This is a genomic window from Streptomyces sp. NPDC126503, from assembly GCF_040302405.1.
In the GTDB taxonomy this organism is placed as follows: domain Bacteria; phylum Actinomycetota; class Actinomycetes; order Streptomycetales; family Streptomycetaceae; genus Streptomyces; species Streptomyces gulbargensis.
Genome location: NZ_JBEORS010000027.1, coordinates 66,248 through 87,479, shown reverse-complemented (window position 1 = coordinate 87,479; position 21,232 = coordinate 66,248). Strand labels below are relative to the sequence as shown.

The window sequence follows — 21,232 nt, the reverse complement described above, 5'->3', positions numbered from 1 at the left end:
TCGATGACCTCTTGGCTCGAGTACTTGCTCCCGAACGTTCCGAGGGGAACGGCGTCAGGCAAGGCCTTCGCCTCGGTGCCGATGTAGGCGTAGAGGTCTTCCTGGCCGCCCAGACCTTCGGGGCGGATGACACCGGTCACCCTCCCCGGTACGAGGCCTTTGACGCCAGGATGCGTTGCCAAAAGGTCGCGCAACTTTGGGGAGACGACAACCTCACCGGCTGCCGGGAGTTCGGTGAGACCGGGCGGGACCGGGCCAGGCCCGGGCCGGACGCGGGCGACGAAGACCCGGCGCAGTGGCCGTGATCCATACGGATCTTTGTGTTCCACGTGGACGAAACTGCTGCTCGAGGGGTCACCGGGGAGGGCCTCCCGAGCGGCGGTGCGGGCGTCGTGTGCCGTGACGATGGACGGAATCGTGAGAACGGCTGCCAGACACGCCACACCCAGTGCGGAGCCCAGGGTCATCAACGAGAAGCGGATGCGTCCTCGGCGGTTGCTTCCGCGGAGCAGACGCAAGCCGAGCAGGAAAGCATTCACACAGCCACCCGTTGAGCCAGAACTCCATCGGTCATCGTGTACTGTTTGTCGGCCTTCGAGGCCACGGTCGAGTCATGCGTGACGATGACTACTGCAGTTTTTTGTCGCCGGGCCAGGTAAAGAAACTCACTCAGGACCGTGTCTGCGTTGGAACTGTCAAGGGATCCGGTCGGTTCATCGGCGAATACAACGTCCGGCCGGTGGACAAGCGCCCGCGCCACAGCGACGCGCTGACTCTGGCCTCCTGACAGTTTGGAGGTGCGCTGCCGGAGGAAATCACTCATCCCGAGACGCCCGAGAACCTGGGCTGCGACCGCGTGGGCGTGCTCCTTGCTGATGCCCGCCAGGCGCAGAGGAAGAGCGGCGTTCTCCTCGGCGGTCAATTCGGGAAGCAGCTCTCCGTACTGAAAGACGAAGCCGAGGCGCCCGCGCCTGAGTGCGCTCAATTCCCCGTCCGGCAGGGATGACAATTCGATGCCGTCGAATACGACCTTCCCGTTGGAGGGTGGCAGAATACCCGCCAGGCAGTAGAGGAGGGACGACTTGCCCGACCCGCTGCTCCCCATGATGGCGGCGACTTCGCCGCGTTCCAAAGAGAAGTCAGCACTTCGCACTGCCTGATGCGTTCCGTAGAAGAGGTCCACGCTTTCCGCGCGGAGAATGATGTCCATAGTGAGGCACTCCCTGGAAGGGAGCCGCCTGCCGGCGGCTCCCCGAATCACCGGCTAGTTACGCTCGAAGGTTCGAAGCGGTGAGCAGTTGTCCGGGCGGAAGGATCCGCGGTCCCGACACAGCCGAACTTCCACCTTGCGTGTGACTTGCAGTGCGGGGTCGTAGAGCACCTTGTCGACCTTGACATCCCCCTTCTGAACTCCCTTGATGCGCTTCTTCGGGTACTCCGCGATCTTCGATTCGAGATAGACGTTGTGGTGGTCCGTGGCGGACTCGTCCCGCAGTACTCCCTGAATGTGGAGGCCGCTCGGTGGCTGATTCTTCGGCTGCCAGGTGTACCTACCCTTGAACGAGGCGCCGTTCGTCGTCATCGTCATTTCCTTCCAGGAGTCGGCCACTGCTGCTCCCATCCCACCGAAGAAAAGACTCGCGGCGACCGCCGCTACTGCCAACTTCCGCATGAATACCCCTGTATAGTCCGTACGGGCGGGTTGCAGCAGAAAGTATCGGAAGCGCAGTCCTCCGGAAGGCGCAGTAACGTCTCTGCCGATTTTTTAGCCCCGAAGCAGTGAATCCGCCCTCATCAAGGTGCCGCCCCGTGTTTACCCGTCTCACGGTGGACGGTGAGAGCCGGCAGCAAACACCGATGCGCCCTGGTGACGGACGTGAGGTGGCGGGTACATCGGTGAGAGTGCGGTATCAAGCGGCTCTTCTCTCCTGTGCCCGCAACTTTCCGGCCGGTCAACCGGAACCCGGTCGGATCCCGTCGCCGTCGCCGGTGCCGCAGGTCAACCCACGCTGCGTGTCGATCTTCCCCGGTGGTGCCCTGTTGACCGTGCCTCGGGCCTGCCCTGAAACGGCGGGGCAACTCATGGCTCCACACGCACAGGAGGTCCGGACGGTCCCGGATGGTTTGCCCGCTCGGTGGCCAGTCTCCTGTCGGCCGGCGAAACGAACAGGAGTGAGCCCGTGCCGGTACTGCCTTCGGCAGAGATTTTCAAGTCGATCGAGCTGCAGGTCGTTCAGCTTCTCCGGGGCCAGCTGGTCTGTCCTCATCCGCCTGGAGATGTGTGTGCCGCGAGTGAGCACCTGGCCTGGCACGCCGAAGTTGTTTGCCTTGTACTTCGTCGTCCCGTACCTGAGGAAGTCGGCCCGCAAGGCATCGGCAACGCTTCACGTCGATGTGGCGGATGTGAAGGCGTCCATGATTTTCGACGCCTTGTACGGGCTGGCGGAGTCCAGCGGCAGCCCCGACATCCGCACGAAGGTGGTCAGGGCAGCGAATGCCGCGTGCGGATTTTCTGGAACGGACGACGGACCCACAGTCCCTGCTCGATTTTGTGTGGCGCCCTGACGAGAATTACTCACCCCCCGAGAGGCCTGGGAGATGAAACAGTCGATGACGTGTCCGCCTCACTACAGGAGCGGATCGATGGAGAGCGCATGGGGGCGACGCTGCACCACTGGGGCGTCCTGGACGATCTGCTCGATCACGAGGTGGCCGGGGCACTTCATGACGACTCCTGCGAGGAAGACGATTCTCAGGAGGGCGGCAGGTGAACCCCGCAGCGAAAGGCCGGTACGTCGCTTCAGTTGCGTTCGTGATGGAAGCGATGGGGATCGACGATCCCCTGGTTCGGGCCTCCGAGCTACGAGCGGGTGCCGACCATGCGCAACGGTGGGGCTGATACCCACAGTCGGCGTCAGCCCGGGTCGAGAGCCACGCTGCAACGAGTCCGGGAGGCCGACCGGGCCAGCTCTCGCAGACGGTTACTTACCGGGTTCCGGGCCGTACCACTGGAGTGCCTGGCCGGTGACGGCTGCGATGCAGGTGAAGTCGTGATCGCGGTGGAGAAGGGTCAGCCCCTGGAGCTCTGCGGTCGCCGCTACGAGGAGGTCCACCGCTCCCGCGCTGCGGTGTTCACCGCGCTTGGTCAGCAGAGCTTGCACCTGCCACGCCCGGTCGTAGGCGCGGTCGTCGACGGGCACCCACGTGAAGATGCCGCGCAAGTCCGCGATCCCCTGTTCGCGATCGGCGGTGGACCGGGCGCTGTAGAAGAATTCGAGTTCTGTGATGGGACACGTCGCGATCAGGCCGGCGGAGGCCGCCTGGTCCCACCCGTACTGTTCGGCGTCCGGGCACAGGAACCGGGCGAGGGCGCTGGTGTCGATCAGGAACTGCGCCGCACTCACCGGCGGTAGTTCCGTTTGTCCTCGAAGAGATCCAGATCGAACGCACCCGTGTCGGCGGCCGCCCGCAGCCGGGTCAGCGCGAGCGCCCGACGCCGGTTTTCGAGCACCTCACGCAGGGCGGTGTTGACCGTCTCCTTCTTCGTGGACGTTCCCAGGGCCTGCGCCACGTCGGCCAACAACTCGTCGTCGAGATCTATCACCGTGCGACTCATGGGCACCTCGCTTGATATCAAGTGTGCCCGTAAGTATATACAGCGCCTCGCGGGCGACAACGTCGAAGGGCCCCACCGCGAACGGTGGGGCCCTTCGACATCGTGCCCGGTGAGGCACTGGCGGAGGATACGAGATTCGAACTCGTGAGGGGTTGCCCCCAACACGCTTTCCAAGCGTGCGCCCTAGGCCTCTAGGCGAATCCTCCGCCGGGAACATTACATGACCGAAGGGGGTGCTCGCGAACTCGATCCGGGAGGGGGTCCCGGGAGGGTCCCCGGAGGGTCGCCGGAGAGATCGGGGTGGGGGAGGCGGGTCATCGGGGGGCGGGGGATCGGGTAGGCTGGGCGGAGCCCCTCACGCGGCGCTATCTGACTGAACTCCCCCAGGGCCGGAAGGCAGCAAGGGTAGGTCGGCTCTGGCGGGTGCGTGGGGGGCGCTTGCGTTCCCGGGTTGTCGGTGGGCGCCTATAACCTCGTATACGTGTCGTCTCTCGCGCTCTACCGCCGCTATCGTCCCGAGTCCTTCGCCGAGGTCATCGGGCAGGAGCATGTCACCGACCCGTTGCAGCAGGCCCTGCGGAACAACCGGGTCAACCACGCGTACCTGTTCAGCGGCCCCCGTGGGTGTGGGAAGACGACCAGCGCCCGGATCCTGGCCCGGTGTCTGAACTGCGAGCAGGGGCCGACGCCGACGCCGTGCGGGGAGTGCCAGTCCTGCCGGGATCTCGCGCGGAACGGGCCGGGGTCCATCGATGTCATCGAGATCGACGCGGCCTCGCACGGTGGTGTGGACGACGCCCGTGAGCTGCGGGAGAAGGCCTTCTTCGGGCCGGCCTCCAGCCGGTACAAGATCTACATCATCGACGAGGCCCACATGGTCACCTCGGCGGGCTTCAACGCCCTCCTGAAGGTGGTCGAGGAGCCGCCGGAGCACCTCAAGTTCATCTTCGCGACGACGGAGCCGGAGAAGGTCATCGGGACCATCCGCTCCCGGACGCACCACTACCCCTTCCGCCTGGTGCCGCCGGGCACGCTCCGCGACTACCTGGGCGAGGTGTGCGGGCGCGAGGGCATCCCCGTCGAGGACGGGGTGCTGCCGCTGGTCGTGCGCGCGGGCGCGGGCTCGGTGCGTGACTCGATGTCGGTGATGGACCAGCTCCTCGCGGGCGCGGCCGACGACGGTGTGACGTACGCCATGGCCACCTCGCTCCTCGGGTACACGGACGGGTCGCTGCTGGACTCGGTGGTGGACGCGTTCGCCGCCGGGGACGGGGCCGCGGCCTTCGAGATCGTGGACCGGGTCATCGAGGGCGGCAACGATCCGCGCCGGTTCGTCGCGGATCTCCTGGAGCGGCTGCGTGACCTGGTGATCCTGGCCGCCGTGCCCGACGCCGCCGAGAAGGGGCTGGTCGACGCGCCGGCCGATGTCATCGAGCGCATGCAGGCACAGGCCTCCGTCTTCGGCGCTGCCGAGCTGAGCCGGGCGGCGGACCTGGTGAACGCCGGGCTGACCGAGATGCGCGGCGCCACCTCCCCCCGGCTCCAGCTGGAGCTGATCTGCGCGCGCGTGCTGCTGCCCGCCGCCTTCGACGACGAGCGTTCGACGCAGGCCCGGCTCGACCGGCTGGAGCGCGGAGCCGCCACGGCGGGAGCCGCCCCCGGGCCGGTCTTCACGCCCGGACCGCCCGCGCCGGCCATGGCGTACGTGCCGGGACCCGACGCCCACACGCCGATGGCCCCGCCGCCGCTGCCGGCCGCCGCGGCCCCCGCACCGCCGCCGCCGGCCCAGCCCGCTCAGCCCCAGCCCGTCCAGGGACCGGCGCAGGCGGTCCAGCCTCCGCAGGACGCGCCGCAGTCCGACGCGCCCCGGCCCGGGGCGTGGCCCGGAGCCGCCCGGCCCGGTGGCGGGGCGCCCGGTGCCTGGCCCGGGGCCTCCGCGCCCGCCGCCCCGCCGCAGGGGCCCGCTCCGGCCGCCCAGCCTGCCGTGTCCGCGCCCGCGCCCGCCGCCGGGGCCGGGGACATGGCGCAGGGAGCGGCCCAGGTGCGGAACATGTGGCCGTCGATCCTGGACGCCGTGAAGAACCGGCGCCGTTTCACGTGGATCCTGCTCAGCCAGAACGCGCAGGTGGCCGGCTTCGACGGCACCACGCTCCAGCTGGGGTTCCTCAACGCAGGCGCCCGCGACAACTTCGCGAGCAGCGGCAGCGAGGACGTCCTGAAGCAGGCCCTGGCCGAGCAGTTCAACGTGCACTGGAAGATCGAGGCGATCGTCGATCCCTCGGGCGGCGCCAACCCGCCGCCCGCCGCCGGTGCCTTCGGCGGCCGTCCCGTCGCGCAGAGCCAGACGTCCGGCCCGCCGCAGCGGAGCGGCCCGGGCCAGGGGTACGGCCAGGGCCAGGGGTACGGGCAGGGCTCGGCGCCCCAGCCCGGCGCGGGTCCGTCGTCGGGGTCCGCCTACGGGCAGGGCGCGTCCGCTCCCGTACGGGCTCCGCAGCCCGCCCCCGGCCAGCAGGCGCCGTCCGCCGGGCCGCAGGCGCAGGCCTCGGCGCCGCCGCCGCGCTCGGTGGCACCGGAGGACGACGTACCGGAGGAGGACGACCCGGACCTGGTGGAGTCCGCGCTGTCGGGCCACGAACTGATCGTCCGCGAGCTCGGGGCCACCGTTGTGGAGGAATACACGAACGAGTAGGGCCGTCTCGCTCGGTGGCCCGCACAAAGGCCGTCCCGGCCGGCGGGCTACCCTGGCTGGCGTGAAGGTCCTCGTCATCGGCGGCGGCGCCCGCGAACACGCCCTGTGCCGCTCTCTCTCCCTCGATCCCGACGTCACCGCTCTGCACTGCGCGCCCGGCAACGCCGGAATCGCGGAGGTCGCCGCGCTGCACCCCGTCGACCAACTCGACGGCGGCGCGGTCGCCGCCCTCGCCACGGAGCTCGGCGCCGACCTGGTCGTCGTCGGCCCGGAGGCCCCGCTCGTCGCCGGCGTCGCCGACGCCGTGCGCGTGGTCGGTGTCCCCGTCTTCGGCCCGTCCGCCGAGGCGGCCCTCCTGGAGGGGTCCAAGGCCTTCGCGAAGGACGTGATGGCGGGCGCCGAGGTGCCCACCGCCCGCAGCTACGTCTGCACCACCCCGGCCGAGATCGACGAGGCCCTCGCCGCCTTCGGCGCCCCGTACGTCGTCAAGGACGACGGTCTCGCGGCCGGCAAGGGCGTCGTGGTGACCGAGGACGTCGAGCAGGCCCGGGCGCACGCCCTCGCCTGCGAGCGGGTCGTCATCGAGGAGTTCCTGGACGGCCCCGAGGTCTCCCTCTTCGCCGTCACCGACGGCACGACCGTCCTCCCGCTGCAGCCCGCGCAGGACTTCAAGCGCGCGCTCGACGGCGACGAGGGCCCGAACACCGGCGGCATGGGCGCCTACTCGCCGCTGCCGTGGGCCGACCCGAAGCTGGTGGACGAGGTCATGGAGACCGTCCTGCAGCCGACCGTCGACGAGCTGCGCCGCCGCGGCACCCCGTTCTCCGGCCTGCTCTACGCGGGCCTGGCGATCACGAGCCGGGGCGTGCGGGTCATCGAGTTCAACGCCCGCTTCGGCGACCCCGAGACCCAGGTGGTCCTGGCCCGTCTCAAGACCCCGCTCGCGGGTGTGCTGCTGCGCGCCGCGACCGGCACCCTCGCCGACCAGGAGCCGCTGGCCTGGCGCGAGGAGGCGGCCGTCACCGTGGTCGTCGCGAGCCACAACTACCCGGGGACGCCGCGCACCGGCGACCCGATCGAGGGCCTGGCCGAGGTGGCGGAGCGGGACGCGCCGCACGCGTACGTCCTCCACGCCGGTACGAAGCGGGACGGCGACCGGATCGTGAGCGCGGGCGGCCGGGTCCTCTCGGTCACCGCCACCGGAACGGACCTGACGCAGGCGCGCGAGCGTGCCTACGCGGCGGTCGGCCGCATCCGTCTTGACGGCGCGCAGCACCGTACGGACATCGCGCGGAAGGCCGCGGAGGACGCCGCGAGCACCGGAGTCTGAGCGGCACGGGCGCCGGTCGTGCGGCGGAGAGGAAGTGAACCGCACGACGGCGCCACCGTCATCACCTTTGCCCAAAGCCATTCCATCGAGTGACGGCCCGGCCATACGGATGACGCTCGCCGACGCCCCAACTAGGGTGCGGCGCAGGCGTCCGGCACTTGGCCCACCGGCATTGCGATGTCAGTGGCGGGTGCCACAGTGGGGGAGTGACCAACACCGCCACGGGCAGTCCCGACGAGGGCAGGAGGGGGTGATGAACGGCGTGTCCGGTACCGGTTCCGGCCTCGGCCACGGCGAGGAGTGGGGCGCGCGCGCCGCGCGCTCCCGGGCGCTCGCCGTCCTGCGCGTGCGCGGCAGGGCCCTCGGCCTCGCCGTGCTCCCCGCCGCGGTCGCCGTCGTGCTGTACGCGGGCGGGGGCACCGGCCTCCTCACGGGCACGGGCTGGGACACCGCCCGTGCCGTGGTGACCGTCCTCGCGGTCGTGGTCCTGTTCGCGGCCGCCGCCGTCGCGCTCGTCGTGGCCAGGGCCCGGCCCGCCGTCACGCCCACGGTGGAGCTGACCGAGAAGGCGGCCCCCGATCTCTACCGGCTGGTGCGCGAGCTGGCCGACCGGCTCGGCGTCCCGGCGCCCTCCGCGATAGCGCTGACCCCCGACTGCGACAGCTGGCTGGAGGACCGCACGCACCGGTCCCACCGGGCCCGTCGCCCCGCGCAATCCGGCCCGGACCGGGGCGCCCCCGGCCGGGACCGGGGCGCCGGCCGCGTGCCGGCCGCGCCCGTGCTCGTCATCGGCTCGCCGTTCCTGTGGTGGATGCGCGTGGGCGAGCTCCGCGCGGTCCTCGCCCCCGTCGTCGCCGGTACGGGACCGGCGGCCCACCCGGACATAGCCGCCGCCCGCCGCTTCGTGCGCGGGCTCGACGCGGCGGTGGCCGTGCCCCGCCGCACCGACCTCGATCCGCTGCGCAGGCTCGGCGCCCGCGCGGTCGGGCGGGTCGCCCGGATCCTGTTGCGGGGCTGCCGGGGGCACGCCGCAGAGATGGAGCGCGGGGTGGCCGCCGCCGGCTCGGAGCGGGCCCAGGCCGTCGACTACGGGGTACGGATCGTGGCGCAGGAGCAGGTCGGCCTGGCGTACGCCGGCTGGGACCGGCTCCTGACCCGGGTGGCGCTGCCCGCCTGGCGGATGGGCCGCTGGCCCGCCCGGCTGGACGCGGGCGTGGTCTCCGCCCTCACCGAACTCTCCCGCCGCGACCGGCTCGCCGAGGGGTACGCGGCGCGGCTGGGCGAGCGCCCGGCCTGCGACCTCCTGGAGGAGCCGGGCGCCGTCGACGAGGCGACCTCCCTGCTGGCCGCCCGCCTCTTCCACGGGGGCCCGGCCGAGACGGGGCCCGGCTGGAGCCCGGTGGAGTGGAGCCGGTACCCGGAGGAGGTCGTGGACCGGAAGTGGCGTACGGACGCGGCCCGTCTGCACGAGGTCCTGGACCGGATGGGCGTCGCGGAAGCGGCCCCGGGCGGGGTGCGGACCGGGGTGGGCCCGACCCTGACCCGGGTGATCGCGCACCTGACCCTCCCCGCCGGCGCGGACACCGGGCCGCTCCCGGGCGGACCCGTGGGGCCCGTTCCGGCCGGTCCGGCCCGCACCGGCGCACCCGGCACCACGACCACCACTCCCGCACCGGCCGCCCCCGCCACCCACGCGCCCGGCGTCGACCCCGACTTCGCCGTTGACGCGGACGCGGACGCGGTTTTTCCGGAGGACGAGGATCCCGTCAGGAACGCGGCGGCCGAGGCCCTGGCCGGGGCCCTCACCGCGCATCTCGCACGGGAGGAGGCGGAGCGGGAGGCGCGGGCGGCCTCCGCCGCAGCCGGCCGCGAGGACGGCCCCGGCGGAGGGACCGCCGAGGGAACCGGCTCCGCCACCTCCCCCGTGATCGTCGGCGGCCCGGACGGCCCGCTGCCGCTCTGTCCGATCGAGCCGCCCCGTACCGGCCGCGACCTGCTCGCCGACCACGTGACGGCGATGGTGTGCTGCGCGGCCGTGGACACGGCGGAGGCCGCCCCCGGTCTGGACTGGCTCGACGGCCCGACGCTGCTCGTCGGGGGCGAACGCGCGGCGGACCTCGGTCCCCGCGTCCTGGCCCTGGTCGAGGACGGCGATCCGGAGCCCTTGCGGGCCTGGCTCACGACGACCGGGGTTCGTGCGGAGAAGCCCGTCCGGCTCGCATGAGGCTCTCGCCGCCCGCCTGGTCCACCGCAAATTTTCCGGAGCCGCGGCTTCCACTCTCGTCAATTCACGACGAACGGTGACGGAGTGCGTGCGTTATGTGATGTGCTGGAGACCGTCACTGACAGAGACGGACGCGACGGGTTTCCCTCGCGGTCCACAGCCATTCACACCACAGGCACCGACCAGCCGAAGCAGCCGACCGGGGGAGTCGAGGGAGGGGCGCAGCATGGGGGCGGATCAGATCAGGCGATGGGAGTCGGGAGCGCTCGCGCACGCCGTCAGCGATCCCTTCGGCCAGGGCCCGCTGCCCTGGCTGCGCGGCTCGGAGAACTACTTCGACGACACGGGCCAGCTGGTGCCCTGGTACGCCGACGAGACCCTCGCGCGCGGAGGCGGCGGAGGTCCGCGCACCGCCGACGACGTGCGGCGCCAGATCAAGGGCTTCGCCTCGGACGGTGCCGTCGCGCCGGGCGAGTCGATCGATTTCCACATCACGGTGGACCCGCCGCAGCAGTTCTCGGTCGACATCTACCGGATCGGACACTACGGCGGTCACGGCGCCGCCAAGATCACCACCAGTCCCCGGCTCGCCGGGATCGTCCAGCCGGCCCCGCTCACCGCCGACCGCACGGTCTCGTGCCACCACTGGTGGCAGTCCTGGCGCCTCCAGGTCCCCTCGTACTGGTCGATCGGGGCGCACGTCGCCGTCCTCACCACCGCCGACGGCTACCGCTCGCACATCCCCTTCACCGTCCGGGACAGCCACCCGGCGGACCTCCTGCTCGTCCTGCCGGACGTGACCTGGCAGGCGTACAACCTCTATCCGGAGGACGGGCGGACCGGCGCGAGCCTGTACCACGCGTGGGACGAGGAGGGCCGGCTGCTCGGCGAGGAGGACGCGGCCGTCACCGTCTCCTTCGACCGCCCCTACGCGGGCGCGGGCCTGCCGCTGCACGTGGGGCACGCGTACGACTTCATCCGCTGGGCGGAGCGGTACGGCTACGACCTGGCGTACGCCGAGACGCGCGACCTGCACGCGGGGCGGGTCGATCCGGCGAAGTACCGGGGGCTGGTCTTCCCGGGGCACGACGAGTACTGGTCGGTGCCGATGCGCCGGACCGTCGAGCACGCCCGGGAGCAGGGGACCTCGCTCGTCTTCCTCTCGGCCAACACCATGTACTGGCAGGTGGAGCTGGGCCCGTCCCCGTCCGGGGTGCCGGACCGGCTGCTGACCTGCCGCAAGCGCCGGGGGCCCGGCCGCCCCGCGCTCTGGCGCGAGGTCGACCGGCCCGAGCAGCAGCTCCTCGGCATCCAGTACGCGGGCCGGGTGCCCGAACCGCACCCGCTGGTCGTACGGAACGCCGGCCACTGGCTCTGGGAGGCCACCGGGGCCGGGGAGGGCGACGAGCTGCCGGGCCTGGTCGCGGGCGAGGCCGACCGCTACTTCCCGCGTACACCGCTGCCCGAGCACGAGGGCCGCATGCTGCTCGCCCACTCGCCCTACCAGGACGGCGAGGGCGCGCTGCGCCACCAGGAGACCTCGCTGTACCGGGCTCCGTCGGGTGCGTGGGTGTTCGCCTCCGGGACCTTCGCCTGGTCGCCGGCGCTGGACCGGCCGGGCCATGTCGACGCCCGTGTCCAGCGCGCCACCGCCAACCTCCTCGACCGGATCTGTAAGAGGGACTGACCGGGACCGACCGCGCTCGACCGGGAGGGACCGAGCGCGACAGGCTCCGACGGGTGTCCGATCGGAGCAGACCGGGCCCGCCCGCCGACGGCTCGTTCCGGTGCGAGAGAATCGATGCGCTCCTGGATCAACCTACGCGGAGGAACCGTGTCCGGATTCGTAGAAAAGCCCGAGCCCGTCCAGGTCCCGGGCCTGACCCATCTCCACACGGGCAAGGTCCGCGACCTTTACCGCAACGAGGACGGCGATCTCGTGATGGTGGCGAGCGACCGCATGTCCGCGTACGACTGGGTGCTGCCGAGCGAGATCCCCGACAAGGGACGGGTCCTCACGCAGCTGTCCCTCTGGTGGTTCGACCGGCTGTCCGACCTGGTGCCGCACCACGTCCTGTCCACCGAGCTGCCGGCCGGCGCCCCCGCCGACTGGGCGGGCCGCACCCTGATCTGCTCCTCGCTGAACATGGTCCCGGTGGAATGTGTCGCCCGCGGCTACCTCACCGGCTCGGGCCTCGTCGAGTACAACGAGTCCCGCACGGTCTGCGGCCTCGCGCTCCCCGAGGGGCTCGGTGACGGGTCCGAGCTGCCCGCGCCGATCTTCACCCCGGCCACCAAGGCCGCCGTCGGCGACCACGACGAGAACGTCTCGTACGAGGAGGTGGCCCGCCAGATCGGCGCCGAGACCGCCGCCATGCTGCGCCAGGTCACCCTCGCCGTGTACTCCCGCGCCCGGGACATCGCCCGCGAGCGGGGCATCATCCTCGCCGACACCAAGTTCGAGTTCGGGTTCCGCGGGGAGCACCTGGTGCTCGCCGACGAGGTCCTCACCCCGGACTCCTCGCGCTTCTGGCCGGCCGACCAGTGGCAGCCGGGCCGCGCCCAGCCCTCGTACGACAAGCAGTTCGTCCGCGACTGGCTGACCTCCCCCGCCTCCGGCTGGGACCGCCGGAGCGAGCAGCCGCCGCCGGCCCTCCCGCAGGAGGTCGTGGACGCCACCCGCGCCAAGTACATCGAGGCGTACGAGCTCCTCACCGGCAACACCTGGAGCTGAGCGGGCCGGACACGAGAAAGCCCCCGGTCGGATCGACCGGGGGCTTCTTCGTGGAGCGGACGACGAGATTCGAACTCGCGACCCTCACCTTGGCAAGGTGATGCTCTACCAACTGAGCCACGTCCGCATGCGCCGTAGCGCGGGAACTACTATACCCAACCTTTGGAGCGCGCGAGGCGCACCGCCGTGTGCCGGTTCTCGGCACCGAGTTTCGCGGCGGCGGAGGACAGGTAGTTCCGGACGGTGCCGGGGGAGAGCGAGGCGCGCCGGGCGATCTCCGAGACGGGGGCTCCGTCGGCGGCGCACTCCAGGACCTCGGCCTCCCGCGCGGTCAGGGGGGAGTCGCCCGCGGCGATGGCGTCGGCCGCCAACTCCGGGTCCACGTAACGGTTTCCGGCATGGACGGTACGGATGATCTCGGCGAGCCGCTGGGCGCTGACCGTCTTCGGGACGAAGCCGCGGACGCCCGCCGCGAGGGCCCTCTTCAGGTGCCCGGGCCGGCCGTGACCGGTCACGATCATGGTGCGGCAACCGGGGAGCTCCTCCCGGATGGATGTGGCGACCGTCACGCCGTCCGCCCCGGGCATCTGGAGATCGAGCACGGCGACGTCGGGCCGGTGCGCCCGGGCCATGGCCAGCGCCTCGGGTCCGGTCGCGGCCTCGGCGACGACGACCAGGTCGTCCTCGAGACCGAGCAGGGCGGCGAGCGCGCCGCGGATGAGGTGCTCGTCGTCGGCGAGCAGCACGCGCACGGGGTCGGTCACGAGACCGCCTCCTCTCTCCGGGCGGTTTCGCCCACGGGGTCGCCGGAATCGTCCCCGGCGGGGCGGCCGGGTACGGGAATCTGCGCGAGGTCGTCGGCCACTCCGCCCCCGGTACCGCTCCGCCGGCCCGTACCCACCGCGGTCCGGCGACCGGCGCGGGGCAGTGGCACCCGGGCGGTCACGCGGAAGGAGTGGGGGGCGGCCGGGCCGGCGGCCAGGGTGCCGTCCACCGCGCCGAGGCGTTCCCGCAGCCCGGCCAGACCTGAGCCCGGCCCCCGGGCCCCCGCCGCGGACCCGGCCGCCCCGGCGCCCTCCGCCGTCACCCCCGCGCCGTCGTTCTCGACGGTCAGCAGCACAGCGCCCGGTTCCGCGCGGAGCACGATCGAGCAGCGGCGCGCGTCCCCGTGCCGCAGGACGTTCGTCGTGGTCTCCCGGACGACCCACCCCAGCGCCGACTGGACCTCGTCCGGCAGGTCCAGCGGCGGGGCGTCCACCGCGCAGTCGATGCCGGCCGCGCCCAGGACGCCCCGGGCCCCCTCCAGTTCCACCCGCAGATCGGCCTCGCGGTAGCCGCGGACGACCTCGCGGACCTCACGCTGCGACTCGTGGGCGATCCGCTGCACCTCCACCATCTGGTCCACGGCCTCCGGGCGCCCGCGCCGGGCCAGCTGGACGGCGAGTTCGCTCTTGAGGGCGATGACGGACAGGTTGCGGCCCATGACGTCGTGCAGGTCCCGGCCGAAGCGCAGCCGTTCCTCGGCGACGGCGAGCCGGGCCTTGAGGTCCCTGGAGCGTTCCAGCTCCCGCACGACCCCGAGCAGCCAGGAGGAGAAGCCGCACGCCATGGCGACGAAGCAGCCGCCGATGAGGACGCCGAGAGTGGAACCGGCGGCCTCCGGCAGGCCGTTGCCGGCGGCGGCCACCGGACCGCCGGTGGCGAGCGCGGCGACCAGGACGGTGCCCGTGATGTGCCGTACCCGGTCCACACAGAGCACGACGGCGCCGACGGTGAAGACGGCGGCGCCGGCCAGGACGCTCACGTTGACCGCCCCGTCGGGCATCGCGCCGGTCGCCCACAGGACGTTCAGGAGGACCCCGGCGCCCGCCGTCACGGACGCCACCACCAGGGCGAGCCGGACGGGCCGCTCCCGCTTGCCCGTGGTGTGGTCGAGGGCGCGGGACGACAGCACCGCGCAGAGCAGGGCGTGGAGACAGACCGCCAGGGAGAGGGCGACCGCCCCCGTCGTCCCGAGCGGGCTGCGCGCGTCCCGGCCCAGCGGGATGCCGCCGAGCGAGACGACCTCCAGCGGCGCGAAGATGTGGAAGGTCCACCGGGTGTACAGCTCGACCTTGGCCGCGCTGCTGCGCCGGGACCACCACCCCGTCAGTCCGGACATGCCTCCGGTCCCCCCTTCCCCGAACCACCGGCCTCTCCTAGGGCCTGTCTTTCGGATCTTGCCGGGCTCGCGTCGCCTGGCACGCACCAGACGCCGCTCCCTGATCCGGCCTGATCCGAAAGAAAGACCCTAGCGCCGCGGCTCCCAGCGGAACCACTGCCGGACCGCCCAGCCGGTGAGGACGCCCCAGGCCACCGTATTGAGCGCGGCGGTGAGGAGGCTTTCCGCGTGCGCCGTCCCGAGCCAGCCGGCGCGGACGAACTCCATGACGCCGCTGAGGGGCAGGAGCCCGCACAGGTCGGCGGCGAGCGGCGGCAGCGCGTCGCGGGGGACGAAGAGGCCGGAGCCGAAGGCGGAGACGAGGAACAGCGGCAGGGTGGTGAGCCCGGCGCTCTCCACGGAGCGGGTGACGGCCGTGGTGACGGCGGCGAGCCCGGCCATGAGCGCGATCGCGGCGAGGAGGCCGAGGACCAGCAGGTCGGGGCGGGCGGGAGCGGCCACGTCCAGGACCGCGAACCCGGCGACGGTGAGGACCGCGCACTGGACGAGGGCGATGGCGGCGGAGGGCAGGGAGGCCCCGGCGAGGATCTCGGCGTCGCTCGCCTCCCCCGTGCGCAGCCGCTTGAGGACCAGCTCCTCCCGCCGGGCGACCAGGCTGGAGACGAGTCCCATGTAGACGACGAGCAGCACGATCATGCCGGTGCCGCCGATGAGGGTGGCCGCCCCGGTGCCCATCGGCAGGGTCTCGGAGTCGAGGCCGCCGAGCGAGGAGCGCAGCAGGAACACCATGAGCAGCGGCATGAGCACCGCGATGAAGAGGTTGTTCCGGTTGCGCCCGAGGAGGGTCAGTTCGGCGCGGCCGAGGGCGGCGAGCCGGGTGCGGGTCGTGGAGGCCCGTCCGGCGGGCGCCGGCGCCGGGACGGTCACGGACGCGGAGGGCGGGGTGGTGCTCATCGGGCGTCGGCCTCCTGCCGTTCGGTGCGGGACGCGATGTCGAGGAAGGCCTCTTCGAGGGAGGCGGACCGGGCGTCGAGCCCGTCGAGCCGTACGCCCTCCTCGCGGGCCCAGCCGAGGAGTTCGGTCAGGTCGTCCTGGAGGGCGTGGGTACGGATCTCGACGCGGCCGGCGGTCTCGGCGGCCCGCAGCCGGAGCGGGAGCCGGCCGGCGGGGACGCCGTCGGGGAGCGTGAAGCGGATCCGGGCGGGCTGGGCGGCGGTGACCTCGGCCGGGGTGCCGGAGAGGACGATCCGGCCCTGGTGCATGATCGCGAGCCGGTCGGCGAGCGTCTCGGCCTCCTCCAGGTAGTGGGTGGTGAGGAGGACGGTCGTGCCCTCGGCGCGCAGGGCGCGGACGAGTTCCCAGGTGTCGCGGCGGCCCTCGGCGTCGAGGCCGGTGGTGGGCTCGTCGAGGAAGAGGACCTCGGGGCGGCCGAGGAGGGCGAGCGCCAGGTCGAGCCTGCGCCGTTCACCGCCGGAGAGCTGTTTGACCCGGACGCGCTCCCGCCCGGCGAGCCCGGTGGCGGTGAGGACCTCCCCGGCGGGGCGCGCGCCGCTGGTGCAGCCGGCCCACATCCGTACGGTCTCGGCCACGGTCAGGTCGGAGGGGAAGCCGCCTTCCTGGAGCATGACGCCGATGCGGGGGCGGACGGCGGACCGTTCGCGGTACGGGTCGTGGCCGAGGACCCGGGCGGTGCCGCCGCTCGGGGCGGCGAGGCCTTCCAGGAGTTCGACGGTGGAGGTCTTTCCGGCTCCGTTGGTGCCGAGGAGCGCGAAGATCTCGCCGCGCGGGACGCTGAAGGAGATGCCGCGTACGGCGTCGAAGCCGCGCGCGGACCGCCGGGAGGTACGGGTCGCGGCACGCGCTCCAGAGCGTTCCCCGGAGCCGCCGGACGCGCCGCCGGCGTAGGTGCGGCGCAGCTCGGTCGCCTCGATCGCAGGTGTCATGCGTCCAGGCTGCCGCCGGGCGCGGCCGGGGAGCAGTGCGTGCTGTCATCACCCCCGCTGACAAATGTCATGCGGCCGGGGAGAGGGACGAGGACGGGGAACGACGAAGGCCCCGGTTCCTGAGAACCGGGGCCTTCGCTCCCTGAGCGGACGACGAGATTCGAACTCGCGACCCTCACCTTGGCAAGGTGATGCTCTACCAACTGAGCCACGTCCGCATTGCTCCCGACCGGCTTTCACCGGGCGGTGCGAGCACCACTCTACCGCATCCACCGGAGTGGTCGGTCGAGCGATGCAGAGCGGGTGACAGGGATCGCACACTGCGCCTTCCCCCTGGAAGGGGGATGTTCTACTACTGAACTACACCCGCACGCTGCGTGAGGTTCGGCCTTGTCGGCCTCGCCCCCTCGGCGTGCTTCAGACTCTAGCGGATCATGGGGGGTGCAATGCAAATCGGCTCCGGGGCGGGGGCCGGGCGGGCACCCCGGAGGGCTCCCGGGCCGGGCGGCACCGCGCCGGCCGGCTCCCCTGTCGCCCCTCGCCGCCTTTGGGTGCCGGCCCCGCGCGCCCTGCCCGGGCCCGCTCAGCTCGCCGCGCGGAACGCCTCGTACACGGCCTTGGGGATGCGGCCCCGGGCCGGCACGTCCATCTTGTGGGCCTGGGCCCATGCCCGGACCGCCGCCGGGTCGGGGGCGAGGGCCGTGTGCTTGTACGCCGACGCCCCGGTTCCGCCGGTCGCCCCGCCGCCCGCCGCCGCCTTGCCGGTCAGCTTCCGGCCGGCCGCGAGGTAGGGGGCGAGGGCCTTGCGGAGTTTCTTTGCATTGGCAGCATTCAGGTCGATCTCGTACATCTTCCCGTCGAGGCCGAAGGCGACCGTTTCCGCCGCTTCTCCGCCGTCGATGTCGTCGGAGAGGGTGACCACCACACGCTGCGCCACGGATATAGGTCCTTTCCTGTGGCCCGCCACGTATCAGGGGCGTTCGATTCCGCTCTGACGTGCGGCGATGCCGGGCATATGGCTGCCCAGGGACAATGTTTCTTTCCTCTGGATTCCTTTGTACAGCGAGGGGCCTCGCATTGTGAAGCCCTGCCAATTGTCTCAGCGTGTCCCGGGGCATTGGCGGGGTGCGATATTTCACTCGCATTTCATGTGTGGCGGGGTGCGCGGGGCATTGGAGTGGATCATCCTCGGGGCGGACGCCCGGCGGAGGGCATTTGTAGGATCCTTCAGATCTCTACCCGCGTAGAATTTGGAGGCAGGTACGCTGAGGGAACCGCCCACGCAACACACCACCGGGAGTGCCAGTGGCACGCGTCGTAGTCGACGTCATGCTCAAGCCGGAGATCCTCGACCCGCAGGGACAGGCGGTGCAGCGTGCACTGCCCCGCCTCGGGTTCGCCGGAATCGCCGACGTCCGTCAGGGGAAGCGCTTCGAGCTGGAGGTGGAGGGGCCGGTCGACGACGCCGCCCTCGCCCGCATCCATGAGATGGCCGAAACCTTCCTTGCCAACACCGTGATCGAAGACTTCGTCGTGAAGGTGGAGTCGTGACCGCACGCATCGGCGTCGTCACGTTCCCCGGAACGCTCGACGACCAGGACGCGCTGCGCGCCGCCCGCCTCGCGGGCGCCGAGCCCGTCCCGCTCTGGCACCGCGACAAGGACCTCAAGCAGGTCGACGCCGTGGTCCTGGCCGGTGGCTTCTCCTACGGCGACTACCTGCGGGCCGGAGCCATCTCCCGCTTCTCGCCGGTGATGGAGACGATCATCGAGCAGGCGAAGGCGGGCATGCCCGTCCTCGGCATCTGCAACGGCTTCCAGATCCTCACCGAGGCCCACCTGCTGCCCGGCGCCATGCTGCGCAACAACCACCTCCACTTCATCTGCCGCGACCAGAAGCTGCGGGTGGAGAACGCGGAGACCGCCTGGACCTCGGACTACACCGAGGGCCAGGAGATCGAGGTCCCGCTCAAGAACATGGACGGCCGGTACGTGGCCGACGAGCGCACGCTCGACGAGCTGGAGGCCGAGGGGCGAGTGGCCTTCCGGTACCTCGACCTGAACCCGAACGGCTCGCTGCGTGACATCGCGGGCATCACCAACGCCGCGGGCAACGTGGTCGGCCTCATGCCGCACCCCGAGCACGCCGTCGAGCCGCTGGTCGGCACCGGTAAGACGGACGGACTCGGTTTCTTCACCTCGATCCTCAAGAAGCTGGTCACCGCATGACTCTGGACACGGTCAAGCACGCCACCGCGACCCCGGACAGCGAGCAGCCCTGGAAGGAGCTCGGCCTCAAGGAGGACGAGTACGCGCGCATCCGCGAGATCCTGGGCCGCCGTCCCACCGGCGCCGAGCTCGCCATGTACTCCGTCATGTGGTCCGAGCACTGCTCGTACAAGAGCAGCAAGGTCCACCTGAAGCAGTTCAGCGAGAAGAAGCCCGACTCCGACGCCATGCTCGTCGGCATCGGTGAGAACGCGGGCGTCGTCGACGTCGGCCAGGGGTACGCGGTCACCTTCAAGGTCGAGTCGCACAACCACCCCTCGTACATCGAGCCCTACCAGGGTGCGGCCACCGGCGTCGGCGGCATCGTCCGCGACATCCTCGCCATGGGCGCCCGCCCGGTCGCCGTGGTCGACCCGCTGCGCTTCGGCGCCGCCGACCACCCCGACACCAAGCGCGTCCTGCCCGGCGTCGTCGCCGGCATCGGCGGCTACGGCAACTGCCTGGGACTGCCCAACATCGGCGGCGAGGTCGTCTTCGACTCCTGCTACCAGGGCAACCCGCTGGTCAACGCCGGCTGCATCGGCGTCATGAAGCACGAGGACATCCACCTCGCCAAGGCCTCGGGCCCCGGCAACAAGGTCATCCTCTACGGCGCCCGCACGGGCGGCGACGGCATCGGCGGCGTCTCGGTCCTCGCGTCCGAGACCTTCGACGACACCAAGCCCACCAAGCGCCCCGCCGTGCAGGTAGGCGACCCCTTCCAGGAGAAGCTCCTCATCGAGTGCACCCTGGAGATCTTCAAGGAGAAGCTGGTCGCCGGCATCCAGGACCTGGGCGGCGCCGGACTCTCCTGCGCGACCAGCGAGCTGGCCTCCGCCGGCTCCGGCGGCATGCGGGTCGAGCTGGACACCGTGCCGCTGCGCGACGCGACGCTCTCGCCGGAGGAGATCCTCATGAGCGAGTCGCAGGAGCGCATGTGCGCGATCGTCGAGCCGCAGCACGTCGACCGCTTCATGGAGATCTGCGAGAAGTGGGACGTCACCGCCACCGTCATCGGTGAGGTCACGGACGGCGACCACCTCGAGATCTACTGGCACGGCGAGCTCATCGTGGACGTGCCCCCGGGCACCGTCGCCCACGAGGGCCCGACCTACCACCGGCCGTACGAGCGCCCGGAGTGGCAGGACGCGCTCCAGGCCGACGACGCCGGCAAGCTGCCCCGGCCGCAGAACGGCGAGGAGCTGAAGGACCAGGTCCTCAAGCTCGTCTCCTCCCCGAACCAGGCCTCCAAGGCGTGGATCACGGACCAGTACGACCGCTTCGTGCAGGGCAACACCGTGCTCGCCCAGCCCGAGGACGCGGGCATGATCCGGATCGACGAGGAGACCAACCTCGGCGTGGCCATGGCGACGGACGGCAACGGCCGGTACGCGAAGCTCGACCCGTACACGGGCGCGCAGCTCGCGCTGGCGGAGGCGTACCGCAACGTCGCCGCCTCCGGTGCCAAGCCGCTGGCGATCTCGGACTGCCTGAACTTCGGTTCGCCCGAGGACCCGGGCGTCATGTGGCAGTTCGCCGAGGCCACCCGCGGTCTCGCGGACGGCTGCCTCGCGCTCGGCACCCCGGTCACCGGCGGCAACGTGTCGCTGTACAACCAGACCGGTGACGTGGCCATCCACCCGACGCCCGTCGTGGCCGTCCTCGGTGTGATCGACGACGTCAACCGCCGCACCCCGATCGCCTTCGCGGAGGAGGGCCAGCTCCTCTACCTGCTGGGCGACACCAAGGAGGAGTTCGGCGGTTCGGCCTGGTCCGAGGTGATCCACCAGCACCTCGGCGGTCTGCCGCCGGCCGTGGACCTCGACCGGGAGAAGCTGCTGGGCGAGATCCTGATCTCGGCCTCCCGCGACGGCATGATCGACGCGGCCCACGACCTGTCGGACGGCGGTCTGGTCCAGGCGGTCGCCGAGTCCTGCCTGCGCGGCGGCAACGGCGCGCGCCTGGTCGTCCCCGAGGGCCTGGACGCCTTCACCTTCCTCTTCTCCGAGTCGGCGGGCCGCGCGGTCGTCGCCGTCCCGCGCAGCGAGGAACTCCGCTTCACCGACATGTGCGGTGCGCGGGGCCTGCCGGCGACCCGGATCGGTGTCGTCGACGGTGACACCATCGAGGTCCAGGGCGAGTTCAGCCTCTCCCTGGAGGAGCTGCGCGCGGCCCACGAGGCCACGATCCCGGCTCTGCTGGCCTGACCCCTCGTCCGGGAGAGCCCCCGTCCGGACCTTCACGGTCCGGGCGGGGGCTCGGCCGTCC

The 21,232-nt window shown here is 71.7% G+C and carries 18 protein-coding genes, 4 tRNA genes, 1 other RNA gene and 1 pseudogene; 10 read left to right on the top strand and 14 right to left on the bottom strand.

Features of this window, described 5'->3' with window-relative positions:
• From ABTY40_RS26910 to ABTY40_RS26900, 3 genes and pseudogenes are all read right to left on the bottom strand, one after another.
• A pseudogene (locus tag ABTY40_RS26910) lies at positions 1–467 on the bottom strand (ABC transporter permease); the annotation flags it as partial.
• 68 nt (positions 468–535) lie between these two features.
• Positions 536–1,210 (bottom strand): ABC transporter ATP-binding protein, encoded by a 675-nt coding sequence (locus ABTY40_RS26905; RefSeq protein WP_352061882.1) that lies wholly within the window; start codon positions 1,208–1,210, stop codon positions 536–538.
• Between the two features lie 54 nt (positions 1,211–1,264).
• Positions 1,265–1,672 carry a hypothetical protein gene (locus tag ABTY40_RS26900; RefSeq protein ID WP_352061881.1) on the bottom strand — a complete coding sequence of 136 codons (408 nt, stop codon included), beginning with the start codon at positions 1,670–1,672 and terminating at the stop codon, positions 1,265–1,267.
• 943 nt (positions 1,673–2,615) lie between these two features.
• Here ABTY40_RS26900 and ABTY40_RS26895 point away from each other — a divergent pair.
• Positions 2,616–2,771 (top strand): hypothetical protein, encoded by a 156-nt coding sequence (locus tag ABTY40_RS26895; RefSeq protein WP_352061880.1) that lies wholly within the window; start codon positions 2,616–2,618, stop codon positions 2,769–2,771.
• Between the two features lie 210 nt (positions 2,772–2,981).
• On the opposite strand, the gene ABTY40_RS26890 is transcribed toward ABTY40_RS26895, so the two are convergent.
• The 3 genes from ABTY40_RS26890 to ABTY40_RS26880 form a co-directional block, all read right to left on the bottom strand.
• Entirely contained in the window at positions 2,982–3,404 is a 423-nt protein-coding gene (locus ABTY40_RS26890) for a PIN domain nuclease (protein WP_352061879.1), read from the bottom strand.
• On the bottom strand, positions 3,401–3,616 hold the full coding sequence (locus tag ABTY40_RS26885) for a type II toxin-antitoxin system VapB family antitoxin (protein WP_352061878.1): 216 nt from the start codon (positions 3,614–3,616) through the stop codon (positions 3,401–3,403). Before ABTY40_RS26885 ends, ABTY40_RS26890 begins: the two co-directional genes overlap by 4 nt.
• Positions 3,617–3,734: 118 nt before the next feature.
• Positions 3,735–3,822, bottom strand: a tRNA-Ser gene (locus ABTY40_RS26880).
• Between the two features lie 140 nt (positions 3,823–3,962).
• Here ABTY40_RS26880 and ffs point away from each other — a divergent pair.
• The 6 genes from ffs to ABTY40_RS26850 all read left to right on the top strand — a co-directional run bounded on the left by ffs (position 3,963) and on the right by ABTY40_RS26850 (position 12,593).
• Positions 3,963–4,061, top strand: an RNA gene (gene ffs, locus ABTY40_RS26875) — signal recognition particle sRNA small type.
• A gap of 36 nt (positions 4,062–4,097) precedes the next feature.
• Positions 4,098–6,305, top strand: coding sequence for a DNA polymerase III subunit gamma and tau (locus ABTY40_RS26870; protein WP_352061877.1), 2,208 nt, complete (start codon positions 4,098–4,100; stop codon positions 6,303–6,305).
• 61 nt (positions 6,306–6,366) lie between these two features.
• Positions 6,367–7,635, top strand: a complete 1,269-nt coding sequence (gene purD / locus ABTY40_RS26865; protein ID WP_352061876.1) for a phosphoribosylamine--glycine ligase — start codon at positions 6,367–6,369, stop codon at positions 7,633–7,635.
• A gap of 253 nt (positions 7,636–7,888) precedes the next feature.
• Positions 7,889–9,859 carry a M48 family metalloprotease gene (locus tag ABTY40_RS26860; protein ID WP_352061875.1) on the top strand — a complete coding sequence of 657 codons (1,971 nt, stop codon included), beginning with the start codon at positions 7,889–7,891 and terminating at the stop codon, positions 9,857–9,859.
• Positions 9,860–10,085: 226 nt separating this feature from the next.
• Positions 10,086–11,546: a N,N-dimethylformamidase beta subunit family domain-containing protein gene (locus ABTY40_RS26855; RefSeq protein ID WP_352061874.1), complete on the top strand. Its 1,461-nt coding sequence runs from the start codon at positions 10,086–10,088 to the stop codon at positions 11,544–11,546.
• 147 nt (positions 11,547–11,693) lie between these two features.
• Positions 11,694–12,593 (top strand): phosphoribosylaminoimidazolesuccinocarboxamide synthase, encoded by a 900-nt coding sequence (locus tag ABTY40_RS26850; protein WP_352061873.1) that lies wholly within the window; start codon positions 11,694–11,696, stop codon positions 12,591–12,593.
• Between the two features lie 51 nt (positions 12,594–12,644).
• Here ABTY40_RS26850 and ABTY40_RS26845 read toward each other — a convergent pair.
• The 8 genes from ABTY40_RS26845 to ABTY40_RS26810 all read right to left on the bottom strand — a co-directional run bounded on the left by ABTY40_RS26845 (position 12,645) and on the right by ABTY40_RS26810 (position 17,634).
• Positions 12,645–12,720, bottom strand: a tRNA-Gly gene (locus tag ABTY40_RS26845).
• A 22-nt stretch (positions 12,721–12,742) separates the two neighbouring features.
• On the bottom strand, positions 12,743–13,357 hold the full coding sequence (locus ABTY40_RS26840) for a response regulator transcription factor (RefSeq protein WP_345287159.1): 615 nt from the start codon (positions 13,355–13,357) through the stop codon (positions 12,743–12,745).
• Entirely contained in the window at positions 13,354–14,754 is a 1,401-nt protein-coding gene (locus tag ABTY40_RS26835) for a sensor histidine kinase (protein ID WP_352061872.1), read from the bottom strand. Before ABTY40_RS26835 ends, ABTY40_RS26840 begins: the two co-directional genes overlap by 4 nt.
• Positions 14,755–14,883: 129 nt before the next feature.
• Positions 14,884–15,708: an ABC transporter permease gene (locus tag ABTY40_RS26830; protein ID WP_352061871.1), complete on the bottom strand. Its 825-nt coding sequence runs from the start codon at positions 15,706–15,708 to the stop codon at positions 14,884–14,886.
• Positions 15,705–16,697, bottom strand: coding sequence for an ABC transporter ATP-binding protein (locus ABTY40_RS26825; RefSeq protein WP_352061870.1), 993 nt, complete (start codon positions 16,695–16,697; stop codon positions 15,705–15,707). The genes ABTY40_RS26830 and ABTY40_RS26825 overlap by 4 nt, the downstream gene beginning before the upstream one ends.
• Before the next feature lie 145 nt (positions 16,698–16,842).
• Positions 16,843–16,915 (bottom strand) — tRNA-Gly (locus ABTY40_RS26820).
• Positions 16,916–16,995: 80 nt separating this feature from the next.
• Positions 16,996–17,067 (bottom strand) — tRNA-Gly (locus tag ABTY40_RS26815).
• 213 nt (positions 17,068–17,280) lie between these two features.
• Complete coding sequence (locus ABTY40_RS26810; protein ID WP_352061869.1) at positions 17,281–17,634, bottom strand: histone-like nucleoid-structuring protein Lsr2; 354 nt, start codon at positions 17,632–17,634, stop codon at positions 17,281–17,283.
• Positions 17,635–18,002: 368 nt separating this feature from the next.
• On the opposite strand from ABTY40_RS26810, the gene purS reads away from it, so the two are divergent.
• Genes purS through purL form a run of 3 tightly spaced genes read left to right on the top strand, consistent with a single transcriptional unit; the run spans position 18,003 to position 21,171 of the window.
• A complete protein-coding gene (gene purS / locus ABTY40_RS26805; protein WP_015035032.1) occupies positions 18,003–18,248 on the top strand; it encodes a phosphoribosylformylglycinamidine synthase subunit PurS in 246 nt (81 codons plus the stop codon).
• Positions 18,245–18,925: a phosphoribosylformylglycinamidine synthase subunit PurQ gene (purQ, locus tag ABTY40_RS26800; protein ID WP_352061868.1), complete on the top strand. Its 681-nt coding sequence runs from the start codon at positions 18,245–18,247 to the stop codon at positions 18,923–18,925. Before purS ends, purQ begins: the two co-directional genes overlap by 4 nt.
• Positions 18,922–21,171: a phosphoribosylformylglycinamidine synthase subunit PurL gene (gene purL, locus ABTY40_RS26795; protein WP_352061867.1), complete on the top strand. Its 2,250-nt coding sequence runs from the start codon at positions 18,922–18,924 to the stop codon at positions 21,169–21,171. The genes purQ and purL overlap by 4 nt, the downstream gene beginning before the upstream one ends.
• Positions 21,172–21,232 lie beyond the last annotated feature (61 nt).

Bases quoted from the DNA above. Each gene is read 5' to 3' on its own strand.
- ABTY40_RS26830 (WP_352061871.1), bottom strand. From the start codon at position 15,708: ATGAGCACCACCCCGCCCTCCGCGTCCGTGACCGTCCCGGCGCCGGCG.
- ABTY40_RS26855 (WP_352061874.1), top strand. From the start codon at position 10,086: ATGGGGGCGGATCAGATCAGGCGATGGGAGTCGGGAGCGCTCGCGCAC.
- ABTY40_RS26860 (WP_352061875.1), top strand. From the start codon at position 7,889: ATGAACGGCGTGTCCGGTACCGGTTCCGGCCTCGGCCACGGCGAGGAG.
- ABTY40_RS26900 (WP_352061881.1), bottom strand. From the start codon at position 1,672: ATGCGGAAGTTGGCAGTAGCGGCGGTCGCCGCGAGTCTTTTCTTCGGT.
- ABTY40_RS26825 (WP_352061870.1), bottom strand. From the start codon at position 16,697: ATGACACCTGCGATCGAGGCGACCGAGCTGCGCCGCACCTACGCCGGC.
- ABTY40_RS26885 (WP_352061878.1), bottom strand. From the start codon at position 3,616: ATGAGTCGCACGGTGATAGATCTCGACGACGAGTTGTTGGCCGACGTG.
- purL (WP_352061867.1), top strand. From the start codon at position 18,922: ATGACTCTGGACACGGTCAAGCACGCCACCGCGACCCCGGACAGCGAG.
- ABTY40_RS26905 (WP_352061882.1), bottom strand. From the start codon at position 1,210: ATGGACATCATTCTCCGCGCGGAAAGCGTGGACCTCTTCTACGGAACG.
- ABTY40_RS26835 (WP_352061872.1), bottom strand. From the start codon at position 14,754: ATGTCCGGACTGACGGGGTGGTGGTCCCGGCGCAGCAGCGCGGCCAAG.